20 protein-coding genes and 1 pseudogene are annotated in these 15,550 nt (G+C 65.5%); 8 read left to right on the top strand and 13 right to left on the bottom strand.

Features of this window, described 5'->3' with window-relative positions; all coding sequences use genetic code 11:
• Window positions 1-2: 2 nt before the first annotated feature.
• Genes G3T16_RS12020 through G3T16_RS21890 form a run of 3 tightly spaced genes read right to left on the bottom strand, consistent with a single transcriptional unit; the run spans window position 3 to window position 1,736 of the window.
• Window positions 3-800 carry a MotA/TolQ/ExbB proton channel family protein gene (locus tag G3T16_RS12020; RefSeq protein WP_163495471.1) on the bottom strand — a complete coding sequence of 266 codons (798 nt, stop codon included), beginning with the start codon at window positions 798-800 and terminating at the stop codon, window positions 3-5.
• Between the two features lie 9 nt (window positions 801-809).
• Window positions 810-1,034 (bottom strand): hypothetical protein, encoded by a 225-nt coding sequence (locus G3T16_RS12025; RefSeq protein WP_163495472.1) that lies wholly within the window; start codon window positions 1,032-1,034, stop codon window positions 810-812.
• 12 nt (window positions 1,035-1,046) lie between these two features.
• Complete coding sequence (locus G3T16_RS21890; protein ID WP_232059055.1) at window positions 1,047-1,736, bottom strand: formylglycine-generating enzyme family protein; 690 nt, start codon at window positions 1,734-1,736, stop codon at window positions 1,047-1,049.
• Here G3T16_RS21890 and G3T16_RS21895 point away from each other — a divergent pair.
• The gene (locus G3T16_RS21895) at window positions 1,718-2,026 is read left to right on the top strand and encodes a hypothetical protein (protein ID WP_232059437.1); all 309 of its coding nucleotides are present in this window, start codon (window positions 1,718-1,720) and stop codon (window positions 2,024-2,026) included. The two genes, G3T16_RS21890 and G3T16_RS21895, sit on opposite strands and share 19 nt — an antisense overlap.
• On the opposite strand, the pseudogene G3T16_RS21900 reads toward G3T16_RS21895, so the two are convergent.
• The 9 genes and pseudogenes from G3T16_RS21900 to ggt form a co-directional block, all read right to left on the bottom strand.
• Window positions 1,967-2,422 (bottom strand): annotated as a pseudogene (locus tag G3T16_RS21900) (PEGA domain-containing protein); the annotation flags it as partial. The gene G3T16_RS21895 and the pseudogene G3T16_RS21900 sit on opposite strands and share 60 nt — an antisense overlap.
• On the bottom strand, window positions 2,371-3,120 hold the full coding sequence (locus G3T16_RS21905; RefSeq protein ID WP_232059056.1) for a PEGA domain-containing protein: 750 nt from the start codon (window positions 3,118-3,120) through the stop codon (window positions 2,371-2,373). The gene G3T16_RS21905 and the pseudogene G3T16_RS21900, both read right to left, overlap by 52 nt.
• A 19-nt stretch (window positions 3,121-3,139) precedes the next feature.
• Complete coding sequence (locus G3T16_RS12035) at window positions 3,140-4,615, bottom strand: tetratricopeptide repeat protein (RefSeq protein ID WP_163495473.1); 1,476 nt, start codon at window positions 4,613-4,615, stop codon at window positions 3,140-3,142.
• 92 nt (window positions 4,616-4,707) lie between these two features.
• Window positions 4,708-5,775 carry a hypothetical protein gene (locus G3T16_RS12040; protein ID WP_232059057.1) on the bottom strand — a complete coding sequence of 356 codons (1,068 nt, stop codon included), beginning with the start codon at window positions 5,773-5,775 and terminating at the stop codon, window positions 4,708-4,710.
• 124 nt (window positions 5,776-5,899) lie between these two features.
• A complete protein-coding gene (locus G3T16_RS12045; RefSeq protein ID WP_163495474.1) occupies window positions 5,900-7,042 on the bottom strand; it encodes a hypothetical protein in 1,143 nt (380 codons plus the stop codon).
• Window positions 7,026-7,190, bottom strand: coding sequence for a hypothetical protein (locus G3T16_RS12050; protein WP_163495475.1), 165 nt, complete (start codon window positions 7,188-7,190; stop codon window positions 7,026-7,028). Before G3T16_RS12050 ends, G3T16_RS12045 begins: the two co-directional genes overlap by 17 nt.
• Entirely contained in the window at window positions 7,187-7,405 is a 219-nt protein-coding gene (locus tag G3T16_RS12055; protein ID WP_163495476.1) for a hypothetical protein, read from the bottom strand. The genes G3T16_RS12050 and G3T16_RS12055 overlap by 4 nt, the downstream gene beginning before the upstream one ends.
• Before the next feature lie 17 nt (window positions 7,406-7,422).
• A complete protein-coding gene (locus G3T16_RS12060; RefSeq protein ID WP_163495477.1) occupies window positions 7,423-8,256 on the bottom strand; it encodes a hypothetical protein in 834 nt (277 codons plus the stop codon).
• Between the two features lie 152 nt (window positions 8,257-8,408).
• Window positions 8,409-10,145 (bottom strand): gamma-glutamyltransferase, encoded by a 1,737-nt coding sequence (ggt, locus tag G3T16_RS12065; protein WP_232059058.1) that lies wholly within the window; start codon window positions 10,143-10,145, stop codon window positions 8,409-8,411.
• A 96-nt stretch (window positions 10,146-10,241) separates the two neighbouring features.
• On the opposite strand from ggt, the gene G3T16_RS12070 reads away from it, so the two are divergent.
• Genes G3T16_RS12070 through G3T16_RS12080 form a run of 3 tightly spaced genes read left to right on the top strand, consistent with a single transcriptional unit; the run spans window position 10,242 to window position 11,707 of the window.
• A complete protein-coding gene (locus tag G3T16_RS12070) occupies window positions 10,242-10,547 on the top strand; it encodes a hypothetical protein (RefSeq protein ID WP_163495478.1) in 306 nt (101 codons plus the stop codon).
• 28 nt (window positions 10,548-10,575) lie between these two features.
• Window positions 10,576-11,214, top strand: a complete 639-nt coding sequence (pdxH, locus tag G3T16_RS12075) for a pyridoxamine 5'-phosphate oxidase (protein ID WP_163495479.1) — start codon at window positions 10,576-10,578, stop codon at window positions 11,212-11,214.
• A gap of 37 nt (window positions 11,215-11,251) precedes the next feature.
• Window positions 11,252-11,707: a lipocalin-like domain-containing protein gene (locus G3T16_RS12080; protein WP_163495480.1), complete on the top strand. Its 456-nt coding sequence runs from the start codon at window positions 11,252-11,254 to the stop codon at window positions 11,705-11,707.
• Here G3T16_RS12080 and G3T16_RS12085 read toward each other — a convergent pair whose 3' ends face one another.
• Window positions 11,708-12,994, bottom strand: coding sequence for a CinA family nicotinamide mononucleotide deamidase-related protein (locus tag G3T16_RS12085; protein ID WP_163495481.1), 1,287 nt, complete (start codon window positions 12,992-12,994; stop codon window positions 11,708-11,710). It lies immediately after the preceding gene.
• 157 nt (window positions 12,995-13,151) lie between these two features.
• Here G3T16_RS12085 and G3T16_RS12090 point away from each other — a divergent pair, with 157 nt between their 5' ends.
• The 4 genes from G3T16_RS12090 to G3T16_RS22475 all read left to right on the top strand — a co-directional run bounded on the left by G3T16_RS12090 (window position 13,152) and on the right by G3T16_RS22475 (window position 15,492).
• Window positions 13,152-13,784 (top strand): FKBP-type peptidyl-prolyl cis-trans isomerase, encoded by a 633-nt coding sequence (locus tag G3T16_RS12090; RefSeq protein WP_163495482.1) that lies wholly within the window; start codon window positions 13,152-13,154, stop codon window positions 13,782-13,784.
• 180 nt (window positions 13,785-13,964) lie between these two features.
• Window positions 13,965-14,753, top strand: coding sequence for a ParA family protein (locus G3T16_RS12095; RefSeq protein WP_163495483.1), 789 nt, complete (start codon window positions 13,965-13,967; stop codon window positions 14,751-14,753).
• A 113-nt stretch (window positions 14,754-14,866) separates the two neighbouring features.
• A complete protein-coding gene (locus G3T16_RS22470; RefSeq protein WP_269473220.1) occupies window positions 14,867-15,277 on the top strand; it encodes a phosphoadenosine phosphosulfate reductase domain-containing protein in 411 nt (136 codons plus the stop codon).
• Window positions 15,247-15,492 (top strand): phosphoadenosine phosphosulfate reductase domain-containing protein, encoded by a 246-nt coding sequence (locus G3T16_RS22475; protein ID WP_269473302.1) that lies wholly within the window; start codon window positions 15,247-15,249, stop codon window positions 15,490-15,492. Before G3T16_RS22470 ends, G3T16_RS22475 begins: the two co-directional genes overlap by 31 nt.
• Window positions 15,493-15,550: the final 58 nt, after the last annotated feature.

A 15,550-nucleotide genomic window follows, 5' to 3' on the forward strand; every position in this document is an offset into this window, starting at 1 on the left:
TGTCAGTGCGCCACCAAGAAGCGCAGCAGGCGCTTGTCCGCGTAGCGCTGGCAGTCCAGTACCAGCCGCTCCTGGGACTGCTGCAATTGATGCAGACAGAACATGATGATGATGCTCAGTACCAGCGCGACAAAGGTACTGTTGAATGCGACCCCCAGGCTGACGGTGACGCCGGTAATATCGCCTTCCACCGCCTTGTAGGCTTGGCCGAGGGCGTCGCCGATACCGCGCACCGTGCCGATAAAACCGATCGACGGGATCGCCCAGGCGATGTACCGGACCATGGACAATTCGGAATCCAGGCGGTCGGACTCGACCTCGCAGTGTTCCCTGATGGTATCGGAGACCGCCTGGATACTGCCGGTGGTGGCGAAACGCTGCAGCGCCGACAGCAGCGTACGCGGCAACAGGAAGTCCTGTTGTTCGCCGGGCAGCGCCTCCAGCGAGCGGCTGTATTCCCTCGCATCCTCGGGCAGCACACTGGTGCCTTCGGGGATTTCCAGCAGGGACTGCTGCAACAGTGCCTGCTCGCGCAGGGCATTGCGCGCCTTGTAGGCCATGATAGCCAGCGCCCAGAACAGCAGAATGAAGCAGGCCTCCTGCTCGAAATCGCGGATCACCACTGCCAGGGTGCGCTCGGGGACAAAATCCTCACCGGCCGCCTGCAGCGCCAGTTGCTGCTGCAGCTGGGCGTCGGCGCTGGGCCGGATGGCACCGACATAGACCGCATGCACCACGATGATTGCGATCAGCAGCGCGAACAGCTGGTAGGTAAACTCCGGGGATAGCCTGGGTTTCATGTCGGGGTCCTATATATCCACGGGAAAGGAGACGGAGAGATCCTCGGAAATCTGTTCCGATGCCTCGTAATCGAAGGGTGAGCCGCTGTCCTTCTCGGCGGGGAGCGGAGCAGCTTCCTGCTGTTCATCGGCAGCCTCGTCGGCTGGTGGCTGGCTTGCGGCACCCTCTTCCTGGGCCGGCACAGAGGCGGCTGCGACTATCAGCAAGAGGCCCAGCAGACGCAGGCAGTTCATCAGCACAGGGGGTTACTCCGCATAGCGCGCAATCCGGAATCCTACGTCATCGCGCCCGGCCTGCCCATAGTCACGAAACGACAGCCGCAGTTCGGACATCCTTCCCAGCGCCCAGCTGGCGCCGCGAATCACATAATTGTCGCCCTGCTGTGGACCCAGTGGATCGGTCTGGGTGGCGCTGTTGGCCGCGGGGATCTGGTAGACGTCGTGCACCCATTCGGCAACATTGCCGCCCATGTCGTGGAGCTGGTGGTGATTGGGGGCAAAGGAGCCGACCGTGGCGCTGACCACCTGGCCATCGTCATAATCATTGATGACCCGGCCGGTGACGTAAGCTGAGCTGCTGTCGGCGTAGTTTTCCACAACCGTCTTGGGGGGGAAGTTCTCACCCCAGGGAAAGGTCAGCAGCTCCTCGCCCCTGACCCGCGCGGCCCAGGACCACTCCGCCTCCGTGGGCAGGCGGTAGCCGGTGGAGGCGGCGTCAAAGCCGGTGACGATGCCCTGCTCCTGGTGATAGAACGGCGCCAGGCCTTCCTTGCGGCTGAGCCAGTTGCAGAACTGGGCCGCCTGCTGCCAGCTGACCTGCACCACTGGCTGATGCTCGCGGTTGAGGCTGTTGCCCTGCACCTGGCCCGAATTGTGCTGCGCCAGGAACTGGCGAAACTGGGCGTTGGTGACCTCGGTTGTCTGCAGGTAGAACATGCGCCGCAGCACCACCGGGCGCAACACTTCGTTGGCGCGGCGGCCGGGCTCCCGGCGCGAGGCCCCATTGTGAACTCACTGCGACCCGATTCCCCCGGAATGAACAGCCGCAGGGTCTGGCCCACCGAGGTGGTGATTTCCGGCTGAAGCTGCGCCAGCTTGGCTTCCTGCACCGTCTGCAGCGCAATGTCGATGCGTTGCTCCAGGCCGGGACGCGGTGTGACCCGCTGGCTGACAGTGGCGTGGCCGGCGAGGCTGACTTCGATGCGGTGCTCGAAGGCGGGCAGTGACAGCGCCTGGCTGCCGGTCCCCAGCAGGCGGCCATTGACCCGCACTTCGGCTTCGGCGGGGCTGACCTGCAGATCCACCGAGCCCAGCAGTGGCTGCAGTTTGATGTCCCTGCTGGCGCTGGCCCCGGCAGCCAGCTCCAGGGTTTCATTGTGGCGCCGGTAGCCGGGCCGCGACAGCGTCAGGCGCTGCGGCCGGTCCGGCTCCAGGTTCAGGGTCAGCGGCGTCTGGCCCTGGAATTCACCGTCCAGCGTGACGTTGGCCGCGGTGGGGCTGCTGCTCAGGGTGAGAATGCCAGCGGCGGGCAGCAGCTGCTGCTGGCCCAGATCCTGCGGCTGGCCGGCAATCACGGTGAGTTCCTGCTGCCAGGTGGCATAGCCGGGGTGGCGCAGCAGCAACTGACGCTCTCCCTGTAACAGTTCCAGCGCGGCGGGGGTGACCCCCCGCGCTTCGCCGTCGACCAGGATCTCGGCGCCGGCCGGCTCGCTGGCGATGCTGATCTCTGCCCAGGCCGGCTCCAGGGTGAACTCGAAAGTCTGGGCCACGTCCCGTCCGGTGACCTCCAGCGTCTGCTCCAGAGGCAGGTGGCGGGGATGCTCCAGCCGCAGGGGTGCTCACCCGCAGGCAGCGCCAGCTCTGCCGAGGGAGTGCTGCCCCGGTCCTCGCCGGCCAGACTGATACTGGCCCCGGCTGGCTCGCTGCGCAGGGTGACGCGGCCCGGCAGCGGCTCCGGGCTGAACTGGAAGCGCTGGCTGTCATCTTCACTGACCTGCAGGCTGGCACTCAGCGGATGGTAGCCCTCGGCAGTGATCCGCATTGCGTAGTTACCCGGCAGCAGCAGGTAGCGGTCCCCGAAAGGCAGGTACAGCGCATCGATGCTGATATGGGCCTCCGACTCGGCGGCGACCTCGATTTCGACCGACCGGGCGGCCAGCAGAAAACCCATGACAAGGACGAAAGCCAGGATCACGGCCGGCAACAGCCAGAACCGCCAGGGGCGCCGGGGAGGCGCTGTCGCCTGTTTGTGGTCCAGTGGCTCAAAGGCGCTGGGCGTGATTGCCGTATCGTCTGGTCCGCGCGCTGACGCTGGTGTCATGTCATTCCTCTTGCGCGCATTAGATCGGCTCCGTACAGGCGATGTACAGGCTGGGCGCCTCCTGGTCGTGCGCTACGGTAAAGCTGTGACGCACGTCGCGATAGCCGTCGCGGCTGCCGACGGCAGTGTAGCTGCCCGGGCGCAGCTCCAGTTCCCGCTCGGCAAACTGACCCAGGCGTGCCACCTTGAGAACCACGACGCTGGTCTGGGCGTCGGAGGTCAGTGTGACTGTAACGGGCGTGCTGGCCTGGGCCAGCAGCTGCTCCAGCTCGCTGATCTGCTGTTGCAACCGGGGCCCCTGCGGGCTCAGCTCGGCGGCCCGCTGCAGGGTTTTGCGCAAACCGGCTGCCACGTCGGCATCCGTCAGCCGGTCGGGTTTCGCCAGCGCCGCGCGCAACTGTTTGTCCAGCCGTGCACGGGGCTCTGTCCGGGCCAGGCCCTGTTGGGCGAACACCAGGCTGGGGTCCAGCTCGAGCGCCTCGCGATAACGCTGCTGCGCCTCTGCCCAGGATTCGCTGTCTTCGAGCCGCGCCGCTTCGGTCTGCAGGCGGGCGAGGCGAGCGGCTGTCTCCGCCACCTGCAGTTCCGCCAGCGCACTGTTTACCTCCGCCGCCTCTGGACGCAACTTCCCGGCCCGCTCAAAGGCCTTCTGCGCGGCGTCGAAGCTGGCGCTGTCCAGGGCCGCATACCCTTCACTCATGGCCCGATTGTAGCGCACATCGCGGTGCGCCTGCCGGACTCGCTCCCGTTCCGCGGCGGCGCGCCGGTGCGCCGGGTCCAGCTCCACGGCTTCATCGAGCAGCTGTTCTGCTGCCGCCAGATCGCCGCCGGTCTCCGCTTCGGCGGCGTTGGCAAGTAGTTCCAGCAATGGTTCCAGTGTCTCCGCCCGGGCCTGAAGGTTGGCGAGCTCCTCGTTGTCGGGCGCGATCTGCGCCGCCCTGGCCAGTGCCTCCTCCGCTGCAGCCGGTTCGCCGTGCTCCAGCGCCTGCCGCGCCTGATCCAGGTTTTGCGCCAGGATATCGGGAATACTGTCCCGCAGGGCTTGCAGTTCAGCCAGGCTTTGCTGATAGGCTTCCTTCGCCTCTACGAAGCGGCGCGCCTGGTAGTGTTCGTCGCCGTGCGCCGCGGTAGCTGCGGCGGTGGCGAAGGCCTGCCGGGCCCATTGGTCGGCGCCCTGCTCCTCCAGTTGAAACTGCAGTTCCAGCAATTGTGCCAGCACATCCTGGGCTTCCTTACGCAACCGGGCCTGCTGGGCATCGGACCAGGGACTGGCTGCCGGCTCCGGCGCGGTTGCGGACGGTGGTCGGGCCGCGGGCGCCGCGGTGGCGGGCGGCTGCGCCGGCGGGTTGCCGTTGACCGCATCGGTTGAGGGCGCAAACTGCTGCGGTAGCCAGAAGATGACGCCCAGAGCCACCACGAGCAGGGCCAGCAGCGCTGCGGGCACCGCCCAGGGAGGACGCCCCGGTGCAGGCGCCGGCGGGTCTGTCGGCGCCACGGGCGCGTCCGCCACTGTGAATGGCGTCGGTTTTACTGGTTCATTCTGTTCCGGCATGCAGTGGGTCGGCCTTAGCGCTGCGGCAACGGGGTTCAGGGAGTTGATGAGGTGGCAGGCAAGTCCAGGTCGCCGACTTCGGCGGCATAGATGTCCGCCAGTAATTCCCGCCATTGCGCATACTGCTCCTCGACATTGCCGCTGAGCATCACCGTGCGGTCCTCGAGCTCTATCACTTGCGGCGTGATTTCCGCCTCCAGCGACATCCCCAGTTCCTCCAGGGCCTCGACATGAATCTGGGCCTCGTTGCGCTTTTCAAGGCCGCTTTTCAGCAGGTAGCCGCCGCCGATGACAGCGACGTTGCCGGCGGCGCGGCTTGATCTCTCGCTGCTGCCCATCGCGACGATCCCCGCCAGGATGGCGGCGCCCCCGGCCCACAGACGGCGCCGGCTCTCGGCCTGCAACTCCTGCAGGGCGATGGCTTCCTCATAGCTCAGCTTGCGCCACTCCTGGTAGGGATCCTGCATCTCGCCGCTGAAGTTGTTGTAGTGGTCCTGCAGGGTATCGACAAACAACTGGTCGCGCTCGCGAATACTGCGCACCCGCTCCAGCATCGGGTCATTGCTGGCCGGCAGGCGTTTCACCTGGTGCTGCCCCTTGCGATCCGTCTCCAGGTAGCCGGCAAAGGCGTCCGGTGCGAAACTGCGGGCGAATCGCAGTTCCGTTACCAGCCTCAGCTCCTCCAGATCGGCGGTTTTCAGTGCCTGCTGCTTGCGCAGCAGGTCATTGGCTATCGTGTGATAGATGGCCTGGAACGGATCGTAAGTGCTGCGGGTTGTGTTGTTGTAGGCATAGCGGCTGGCATGTGCGGAGTACTCTTTGTCGAGCCAGGTCACACCGCGGGAATCGCGGGCCAGAATCTCCAGCACCAGCTCCTCGCCATCGGACTTGTTGATCCTGCCCTGCACCAGCAGGTCGGTAATCTGCTGGTCGCCGGGAACGACCCGCACCGCGCCCCAGCCGCCGCTGTTCTGCATGGCCTCGGCCAGCAGCCGGGGCATGAAACGGGCTTCAGCCTTGCGCACCTCGGGGTAGATCTGCTCGCCCTCTTCGTAGTCCGCTACACCCGGATCGAACACGGCGATGCCCACGTCCAGCAGCAATTGTTCCGGGACCGGAGCCGGCGGCCGCTCAAGGGCGGTACCGCGGTGGTCGTCACCGTCTGGCTCACGCAGGCCGGCAACAGCAACAGCAGCGACAGCGCAGCCAGAGTATGCCGGACCGGGGTCATGGGGTGATGCCCTTGTACCTGCGGTACTCGTCCCACAGCTTCTCGCGTACCGCCGGGTCGGGTTCGCGCATAGCCGCCTCGCGCAGCTGGCGGGCCACCACGTCGTCATCATCGCCGCTGGGAATGTCGCCAGGAGGCGGGTACTTGGCGGGATTGGAGGGTGCAGGCCGACCGGGTCCGGTGGCACCGCCAATGCCGCCGCCTCCGCTGCTGCCTGCCGCGGAGGCTATCTCGCCGTAGGGGCTGCCGCCCGCTGTCCCTTCGCCCTCATCTGCCGGCTCTGACGGCGACCGGGTAGTGGCCCGGCTGCTGCGGCGCTGTTGCGTCTGCTCCTCCAGAATCATTGTGTCAAAGTCGCCGGTGCTGGATTCGAGGCGGGCGTCGAGTATGGCGACCTGCTCGGCAGTGGTCAGCGGTCCCTGGCCGCGAGTGCCTCCGCTGCCGGTGCCACTGCCGGTGGCCGTGCCTGGGCCGGAGGTCCCTGTGCCTGTACCTGGGGCAGTCCCTGTCCCCGTGCTGGTGTTGCCACCGTTTCCGGACGGGTCAGTGCCCCCGCTACCGGAGCGGCCCGCGCCGCCAGTTTCACCGATGCCGGCCATGGCGCCGTCGCTGGCCGGTGTGTCGCGCATATCCGGCAGCGCGCCGGTTCCACCCGCGGCCTCGCCGAAGCCGGGTTCGCTGCCTGTGCCGGTGCCGGTGCCGGTGCCCGCAGTGGCAGTACTGCCGCTGCCGCCCGGGTCAGAACCGGGCAGTCCACTGCCGGTACCGGATCCGGCGGTGCCGGGCAATGCGCTGCCTGTACCCGCTCCGCTGCTTCCGCTCCCCGGTATCGCACCGGTCCCCGCGCTGCCGCCGGGACTGCCCGCACCGGAACTGCCGCCGCCAGAGGAACCTGCCCCGGCTGAGGGCATCGATGCGCCGGCCTGGCCGGCACTGCCGCTGCCGCCGCTGCTCCCGGAAGTGCCGGCGCTGCCGGAGGGCGGCGGGCTGCTGGCTCCCGACGGTGTCGAGGGCGGCTGCGGCTGGGTGGGATTGCTGGAGCTGGGGCAGCCGGCCAGTAGCAGGCAGCAGCTGACAACGGCGACGCCGCGCCAGCTGGCCGGGAGCGTGTTGCTGTACTTGCTAGTCAGTACTTTCATAGGCCCAGGTCAATTTTTCCGTTGCTACCGGTTCGCCGGTATTGAAATCGAAGCGCGGACGAAACGGCGTCCTGCGCAATTTTCGCATCAGTCTGTTGGCAGTGCCATTGACCTCGCTGTTGTCATCCAGGCGGTTGAGGTCGGTCACCCTGCCGTCCGCGGTGACCCCGAACTCCAACAGTATATCCCCATCTTCAATACTGGGGCCCTGGGAAAGCTGTCCAGTGCCTTTATCGCGGGCAGGGCTACCGGTTCGGCGAACAGGTCTTCCACCAGTGCTTTGGCATTGTCCTGCCCCGCAAGTTCCCCGATCACCTGCTGATAGACCGCCATCGCCTGTTCGTGCTCCCCGTGCCACAACATCCAGTCTCCCAGCATGGTCAGGGCGCGGGCCGCAGGCAGGGGTCGTCCGCATTGGTCAGGCGCTCCAGGTCGTGGACAGCGCGGATCACTGCGACTCCCTTGTCGTAGTTGTCCCGGCGATAACCGCGGTGCGAGGACAGCTGATTGCGGTCGGCAAAGCCCTGTGTACCCTGGAAACCCGCTCCGTCCTGCCACTGGTAATCGGAAATCAGATACTGCGCATGCAACATGCCATGCAGCGGCGGCAGCAGTTTCCTGGAGCGCTCGCCCTGCCGTTGCAGAATATCGTTCAGGGCCCGGCGATTGAGCTCCCACATCTCCAGCAACCGCTCACCGGGCTCCTCGTCCAGCGCCAGCAGGTAGGCCTGGCGCTGCCAGTCTGCATGCGCGACCAGCGCCGCTGCCCGCTGGCCGGCATCCGATAGGCTGCGCATCTGTACCCGGTACAGGTAACGCTGCCTGGCATCGGCCAGTTGATAGTTCTGCAGCACCTGCAGGCTTTCTATTTCCGCCTGCAGCAATGGCAGCTGCTCGGGGCTGTAGAGGCCGCTGGTCACCCGCGCCAGATGGGTGCCGCGCTTGAATACGGTCAGCGCTTCTCGGTGTCGCCCCTGCTGCTGCAGCGATCGTCCCAGGCTGAGCAATTGTTCCGGCAGGGCAGCACCGTAGGCACCATGCTCTGTTTCCAGCGCGCTGATGGCCTGGCGCAGGCTGGTCTGCTTATCGTCCAGCGGCGACTGAACCTCATCGGCGGTGCTGGTGGCGGTCGTATTGGAGCCAGTGCTGCCCATCGCCGGGAACGCGAGGAGCCAGGCTGTCAGCAGCAGGCTGCGTACTGGGATTGCATTCATGGCACTGTCACTCACTGTCTCTGCAGCGGTTTCCGGATGCGTCTTCCGAGTATTATAGTGAAAGATTCAGATCCGGGTGGCCGGTGCCGGCGAGGAACCTGCTAGGTCAGTGCTCAAACCACCTGATCCTAAATTATCAGGTGGTTTGAGCACTAGTACCCCGCCACATGACCTCCCGGGCGCCGGGTATCGGTGGCGCCCAGAAAGTGTCCCTTTTCCAGCATGATGGACTGGGTGCGCCCCAGGGTGCGCTCGGCGATATCCACGGTGTGACCCATCTGCCGCAGCAGCTGCAGGGTGTCTGGACTGATGCCCTGTTCCACCAGCAGCCGGTCCGGCAGCCATTGGTGGTGTACCCGGGCGCTGGCCGCAGCGGTGGCGACATTCATGTCGAAGGCCATTGCGTTGAGCACGGTCTGCAGGACCGCGGTAATGATCAGGCTGCCCCCCGGGCTGCCGGTGGCCAGCCAGGGCTGGCCGTCGCGGAACACCATGGTCGGGCTCATGGACGACAGCGGGCGCTTGCCGCCCTCGACCCGGTTGGCTTCGTGCTCCACCAGGCCGAAGGGGTTGGCCTGGCCCGGGCTGGCGGCAAAGTCAGCCATCTCGTTGTTCAGCAGCATACCGGTACCCGGCACCGCGATATGGGAGCCGAAGCTGAAGTTGATGGTGTAGGTGTTGCTGACCACGTTGCCGAAGCGGTCCGCCACCGTGTAGTGGGTGGTGTCGGTGCTCTCGTCCACCAGCACCTGTCCCGGCGCGATATCCGCTGATGGCGTGGCCTCGGCCGGCTTGATCAGGGACCGCTGCCGCTGGGCATAGGACTTGCTGGTCAGTTCGGCAACCGGTACCGCGACAAAATCCGGATCGGCCAGGAAGCGGCTTCGGTCGGCGTAGGCCAGCTTCATGCTTTCCGCCAGGTGGTGCAGATACGCGGCGCTGTTGTGGCCCATGGCCTGCAGGTCGAAGCCCTCCAGAATGTTCAGTATCTGGATGATGTGAATCCCGCCGGAGGAGGGCGGCGGAGTGGAGACCACCTCGAAGTCCCGGTAGCTGCCGCGAACCGGGCTGCGCTCCAGTGCGCGGTAGCCCTTCAGGTCAGCCATCGTCATCAGGCCGTCGCCGGCCTCCATCTCGGCGACGATGCGACGGGCGACCTCGCCCTCGTAGAAGCCCCTGCTGCCGTGCTCGGCAATCTGGCGCAGGGTCCAGGCCAGCTCCGGCTGGCGCCAGTGGTCGCCGACCTGGTGGACGCCGCCCTCCGGTCTGAAGAACAGGCGCCGCGCCTCGGGATTCACCTGCAGGCGTTCCGCGCGGGAATTGAGCTCGTGGTTGAGCGCAAAGGACACCTCCAGACCCTGTTCGGCCAGGTCGATGGCCGGCGCCAGAACCTCGGCCAGGGGCAGGGTGCCATAGCGTTCCTGGGCCAGCACCAGGCCGGCAACGGTACCGGGCACACCGGCCGCCTGGTGGCTGAAGTAGGCGCGTTCGCGGTCGACTTCGCCGTCCTCATCCAGGAACAGGTCGCGGGTCGCGGCGGCGGGTGCGGTTTCGCGGTAGTCGATCAGGGTCTGGCGATCATCTGCCGCCAGGTGCACCAGCATGAAGCCGCCGCCGCCCAGGTTGCCGGCGCGGGGATAACTCACCGCGAGCGCAAAGCCGGTAGCGACCGCCGCATCGATGGCATTGCCGCCGCGCTGCAGCATGTCCAGGCCGATCTCGGTGGCCAGGCGTTCGGGACCCACCACCATGCCCTGTTTCGCCACCACCGGCAGGAAGCGGCTGCCAAAGTCGATAATGGGCGTCTGGGCCGCCGGTTGCGCCAGTGCGCCGGTTGCCGATAACTGGATGCAAAGCAGCAAAGTGGTACAGAGTCGCAACAATTTCACAGACCAATTCCCGTTGTGGATGAGGGCCAGACTTTAACTGTTTTGGCCCACCGCGCATACTGGCGCACAGCGCGGCAGATTTCCCCGGGAGGACGTGTGAGCGAATTGCTGACTATACTCGATACCCGCTGGCGCGATATTTTTCAGCGCCTGGCGGAGGGTGAGGATGTGCCGCCCGGCTTGCGGCTGCGCACCGAGGGCATGATGGAAGCGGCGCTGCTGCAGCAGTTGGCGACGCAGGCGGAATTGACGGCGCGCATGGACGGACACTTCGGGGCCCTGTTCGGCCACAGTATCGCGCAGCAGTTTGGCGCCGACTGGCAGCAGTTCTTTCCGTTTCCGCAGATCCCGGCGATGGCGCGCCGGGCGCCGGTCGTACCGACCACCCCGGATACCCTATAATGCTGTCTTTTCGGCCGCGGGAGCAGCAGTGAACTACGAGGACTTCAGGCGTGAGTACCTGGCGGGCGGACTCAGGCGGGGGATGCTCGATGACTGTCCGATCGCCCAGTTCGAGCTGTGGTTGCAGCAGGCGGTGGCGGGCGGCATTCCCGACCCGACCGCAATGGTGCTGGCGACAGTGGACGAACAGGGCTGTCCGTGGCAACGGATCGTGCTGCTCAAGGGCGTATCCGGCCGCGGTTTTGTCTTCTACACCAATTATCGCAGCGCTAAGGCGCAGGCGATCGCCCACAATCCGCAGGTTTCCCTGTTGTTTCCCTGGAACGCCCTGGAGCGCCAGGTGATCGTTGCCGGGCGCGCGGAGAAAATGTCCGCGCTGGAGTCGGCGCGCTATTTCCTGAGCCGGCCGCGGGAGAGCCAGCTCGCGGCCTGGGCTTCGCAGCAGAGCCGGCCAATTTCGGCGCGGGCGCTGCTGGAAGCGCAAATAGGGTCGCTGCGAGAGCAATTCGGCCGCGGCGAGATACCGGTGCCCGACTTCTGGGGCGGCTACCGGATCCTGCCTGAACAGGTGGAGTTCTGGCAGGGCGGCGCGCACCGGCTGCACGACCGGTTCCGCTATTTTCTGGAACCGGCAGGCGGCTGGCGGATCGAACGCCTGCAGCCCTGACAAGAACTGATTGCAACCCGAATGAGAGTAGACACAGATGATTGAACAGCAACAACTGGTGGGGACCTGGCAACTGGAGTCCTGGTCCATTGGTTACGAGGGGCGCGATGCGATCAGCAATCCCTTTGGCGAGGATCCGCGAGGTCTGCTGGTATACAGCGACGACGGCTGGATGAGCGCGTCGATCTGCCGCCGGGAGCGGGCCCTGTTGCCGGCAGACGAGAGCCCCCGCAAGTTGGCCGACGCGGTCGTTGCGGCCGCCTACAACAGCTACTTCCACTACGCGGGCCGCTATCGAGTGGTGGAGGGGCATGTGGTGCACTATGTCACCCAGAGTCTGAATCCCAACTTTCCCGGCACCGAGCAGCTGCGCCACGCGGAACTCGATGGCCAGACCCTGGTACTGAGCGGTAAGGACGAGGTGGGCGGAGTCACCCGCTACCATACGCTGGTCTGGCACCGCGCGCCCGCCACCGAGGCTGACCGGGACTGATCAGCGCGCCCTGCGCTGGCTGAAATAGCGGGGCTCGGTGGTCAGTCCCAGCAGTGCGCGGCGGATCAGGTCGAGGCCGGCCGCGGCGACCATGGTCTGGAACAGGCTGCGTTCCACCGGCCAGCAAAGGCAGCGGGTCTGCAGCGCGTGGGCCTCGCCCCAGGCCAGCCACACCGTGCCCACCGGCTTCCCGGGACTGCCGCCTTCGGGCCCGGCAATTCCGGAGACTGCGATGGCGTAGTCGGCCCCGGCGCGCTGCAGCGCGCCCAGTGCCATTTCCCGCACCACCTCCTCACTTACCGCGCCATGCCTGGCCAACGTCCCGGGCAACACCCCCAGGACGGAGGTTTTGATGTCATTGGCATAGGTGACGAAACCGGCATGGAAGGCTTCGGAGGACCCTGGCACCCGGGTCAGCATGCTGGCGATCAGGCCGCCGGTGCAGGATTCGGCGGTGGTCAGGGTCTTGCCCCGCTGCTGCAGCAGTTCCAGCACCCGCTGTGCCAACTGGGTATCGCCCTCGCCGATGACGTGGTCGCCGAACAGTTCCAGCAATTGCCGGTGGCACTGCTGCTGCAGCGGCAGGAAGTCGCTGTCGGCGATACTCAGTTTGATCTCCATTTGCGGCGCACCGGCGCGAAAGCCGAGCTCTACCTGCGGTGGCCACTGTGGCAGCGCATCGCTGATCAGTTGCTGGGCGCTGGATTCGCCCAGACCAAAGGTCTGCAGCCGCAGGATCCGGCGTCCGGCAGGGCGCGCCAGCGAGTGCCCGAGATCGGCGACGATGCCGTCCAGCATGGCGTCCAGTTCGCCCGGTACCCCGGGAGTACAAAGTACTCTGCAGCCGCCCAGGGCCAGCTCGAAGCCCACGGCACTACCGACCGGGTTGGCGATGACGCGCGCACCCTCCGGCAGTAGTGCCTGCTTGCGGTTGGCGGCGTTCAGCGGCAGGTTGCGTGTTGCGCACCATTGCTCCAGATGAGCCAGTGCCTGTGGGTGCTCGCTCAGTGGTACCCCGGCTACCGTCGCCAGTACTTGCGCAGTGAGGTCGTCGACCGTGGGACCCAGGCCGCCATTGATGATGACGATATCCGCGTTCGCCGCCATCTGCGCCAGTTCTGCCTGCAGCAGGGCGTTGTCGTCGCCCACCGTGACCTTGCGATAGACCGTGATGGCAATCTCTGCCAGCCGGCGCGCAATCAGCGCCGAATTGGAGTCGACGGTGTCGCCACTCATGATCTCGTTGCCGGTCAGCAGGAGTTGTACCCGGGGATCGCGCTGGGCCATTTCGGCGCCTCTGTATTCGGACTGGGCGCCAGCATAGCGCCAATACTTCAATTGGCGCAAAACGCTGTGCGCGGCCGGCCTGACAGAGCGGGCAGGCGAGACCCGCACGATTGTGCTATGGTCGCCGGTTTTCCTGAAGCCTGCATGGATCGAGATCATGTTATTACAGCCCGAGGTGGAACTGGCCACCGACGAACAGAAGGTCAGCTACGGTTTTGGCCTGCAATTTGGCGATCAGCTGCGCCGCAACCAGTTTGAAGGCCTGGATCTGGAGGCGGTGATGGCCGGCATGCAGCACTGGTATTGCCAGCAGCAGTCGCTGATAGCCGACGGCGACCTCAACCCCAGCTACGATGCCATCAAGGCCCGGCAGCAGGCGCTGGCAGAGGAAGTCAGCGCCCGGCGCCGGCAGCTGGCCGGGCAGTTCCTGCAGGCCAATGCTGCGCGGGAGGAAGTGAGCACTACGGCCAGCGGGCTGCAGTACGAGGTGTTGGAGGCGGGCAGCGGCGAACCGCCGGCTGCGCGCAGTACCGTGCTCACTCATTATCATGGCAGCTTTGTCGACGGCACCGTATTCGACAGTTCGGTACAGCGCGGCGAGCCGGTTCGCTTTGGCGTACACGAGGTCATCCCCGGCTGGACCGAGGCCCTGCAACTGATGCGCCCCGGCGCCCGCTGGCGCATCGTCTGCCCGCCGGCACTGGCCTATGGCGACCAGGGGGCGGGTGAAGCCATACCGCCTGGCACGGTGCTGGTATTCGAAATCCAGCTGCTGAAGGTTCTCGACTGAGGCGGCCGCGGCGCTGTCGGCAACCGCTGTTGAGGTACCGGTGCGGCGCAGCGGCCGGCTGCTGCCGGGACATCACGGCTGCGCCGCGAGCGCTCGCCGCGCTGTGCCACTTACAATGGCCTTCTCCATTGATTACACTCTTGGCTCCCACTCACCAGTTGGCAAACGGGGCAGCCTGCCATGAAACGTGTCGTGTTCAACCAGAAAGGCGGAGTCGGCAAGACCAGTATCACCTGTAATCTCGCCGCCATCAGCGCGGCCCGCGGCTACCGGACCCTGGTGGTCGACCTGGATGTGCAGGGCAATACCACCCATTACCTGGTGGGCGAAATAGACGCCGAGGCATTTCCGGCGGAAGCCCAGGGAGTGGCAGCCCTGTTCAAGCAGACAGTGGGCTCGCGCAAGATGCGCCAGAATCCGGATTCATTCGTCTGGGAAACGCCCTGGGAAAACCTGTTTCTGCTGCCCTCCAGTCCGGTACTCAACCAGTTGGAAAAGGAGCTGGAGTCGCGCTACAAAATCTACAAGCTGCGCGACGCACTGAACAAGCTCGATAGCGAATACGACCGCATCTATATCGACACGCCGCCGAATTTCAACTTCTACTCCAAGTCGGCGTTGATCGCCGCCGATACCGTGCTGGTACCCTTCGATTGCGACAGTTTTGCCCGCCAGAGCCTGTACTCGCTGATGGACAATATTGCCGAACTGCAGGAGGACCACAATCCCGAGCTGGAGGTGGAGGGTATTGTCATCAACCAGTTCAACAGCCAGGCGCGGCTGCCCGGGGAGCTGGTGACGGAACTGGAAGAAGAGGGCTACCTGATCTGCGGCACCTACCTGTCAACCTCGGTGAAAATGAAGGAGTCGCATCGCGACCACCGGCCGCTGATTGATCTGGCTCCGGGACACAAGCTGACCGGACAGTTCGTGGACCTGTACGAGGAGCTGGAGGCGGGACGCGGCTGAGCGTGGCGGGCCGGCGGCGGCTGCATAACCTTATAAACCTTAGTTATTTGTCAGTGTGGTTTTGATTCATTAAAGTGCGGGGCTTCTGCCACTGACAATATGACTTGCTGACCGTGGATTTCGATTTTGACAGCGCCAACGCCTCTCTGCGCCACGCCAGTGCCGCTGAGATCGTGCAGTGGGCGCTGGGACTGGACAGGCGCACGATTGCCACCACCAGCATGGGCCGCAATGCGGCAGTCATGTTGCACCTGGTCAGTGAGGCCGACCGCTCAGTGCCCACCGTGTGGGTGGACACGGGCTACAACCTGCGCGATACCTATGTGGTGGCGGAACGTCTAATTCGCGACCTGGACCTGAATATCCACGTCTATTCACCGCAGATGACCTCGGAGCGGCGCAACGCGATCATGGGGGCATCCCCACGGTCGATGAAGAGGAGCGCCATCGGGAATTCACCCACCAGGTCAAGCTTGAGCCCTTTGGCCGCGCGCTGGCGGAGTTTCGTCCGGAAGTATGGTTGACTGGCATCCGGCGCGAGGAAACCGAGCACCGCAAATCGCTGGACATCGTCTCCCGGGACGATCGCGGCATCATCAAGGTCGCGCCGTTGTTTTACTGGTCAGAGCAGGATGTGGAGCGCTACATGGAGCAGCACCAGCTGCCCAGCTGCCGCCATTATTTCGACCCCACCAAAGTACTCGACGGCCGTGAATGCGGCCTCCATACCGCCGCCTGAGAGCTGCGCCGATCCACGGGCCTCGGGCCCGCGCAATGTCCGGGTTCTACCCGCAATC

It is taken from the genome of Kineobactrum salinum, from assembly GCF_010669285.1.
Classification (GTDB): Bacteria; Pseudomonadota; Gammaproteobacteria; order Pseudomonadales; family Halieaceae; genus Kineobactrum; species Kineobactrum salinum.

What these genes read in the sequence shown, in the direction of transcription:
- G3T16_RS21905 (WP_232059056.1), bottom strand. Translation starts at nt 3,120, where the DNA reads ATGACACCAGCGTCAGCGCGCGGACCAGACGATACGGCAATCACGCCC.
- G3T16_RS12045 (WP_163495474.1), bottom strand. Translation starts at nt 7,042, where the DNA reads ATGAAAGTACTGACTAGCAAGTACAGCAACACGCTCCCGGCCAGCTGG.
- G3T16_RS12025 (WP_163495472.1), bottom strand. Translation starts at nt 1,034, where the DNA reads ATGAACTGCCTGCGTCTGCTGGGCCTCTTGCTGATAGTCGCAGCCGCC.
- G3T16_RS12020 (WP_163495471.1), bottom strand. Translation starts at nt 800, where the DNA reads ATGAAACCCAGGCTATCCCCGGAGTTTACCTACCAGCTGTTCGCGCTG.
- G3T16_RS12085 (WP_163495481.1), bottom strand. Translation starts at nt 12,994, where the DNA reads ATGGCCCAGCGCGATCCCCGGGTACAACTCCTGCTGACCGGCAACGAG.
- G3T16_RS12060 (WP_163495477.1), bottom strand. Translation starts at nt 8,256, where the DNA reads ATGAATGCAATCCCAGTACGCAGCCTGCTGCTGACAGCCTGGCTCCTC.
- G3T16_RS12080 (WP_163495480.1), top strand. Translation starts at nt 11,252, where the DNA reads ATGATTGAACAGCAACAACTGGTGGGGACCTGGCAACTGGAGTCCTGG.
- G3T16_RS21890 (WP_232059055.1), bottom strand. Translation starts at nt 1,736, where the DNA reads ATGTTCTACCTGCAGACAACCGAGGTCACCAACGCCCAGTTTCGCCAG.
- G3T16_RS12095 (WP_163495483.1), top strand. Translation starts at nt 13,965, where the DNA reads ATGAAACGTGTCGTGTTCAACCAGAAAGGCGGAGTCGGCAAGACCAGT.
- G3T16_RS12090 (WP_163495482.1), top strand. Translation starts at nt 13,152, where the DNA reads ATGTTATTACAGCCCGAGGTGGAACTGGCCACCGACGAACAGAAGGTC.
- G3T16_RS12055 (WP_163495476.1), bottom strand. Translation starts at nt 7,405, where the DNA reads ATGTTGTGGCACGGGGAGCACGAACAGGCGATGGCGGTCTATCAGCAG.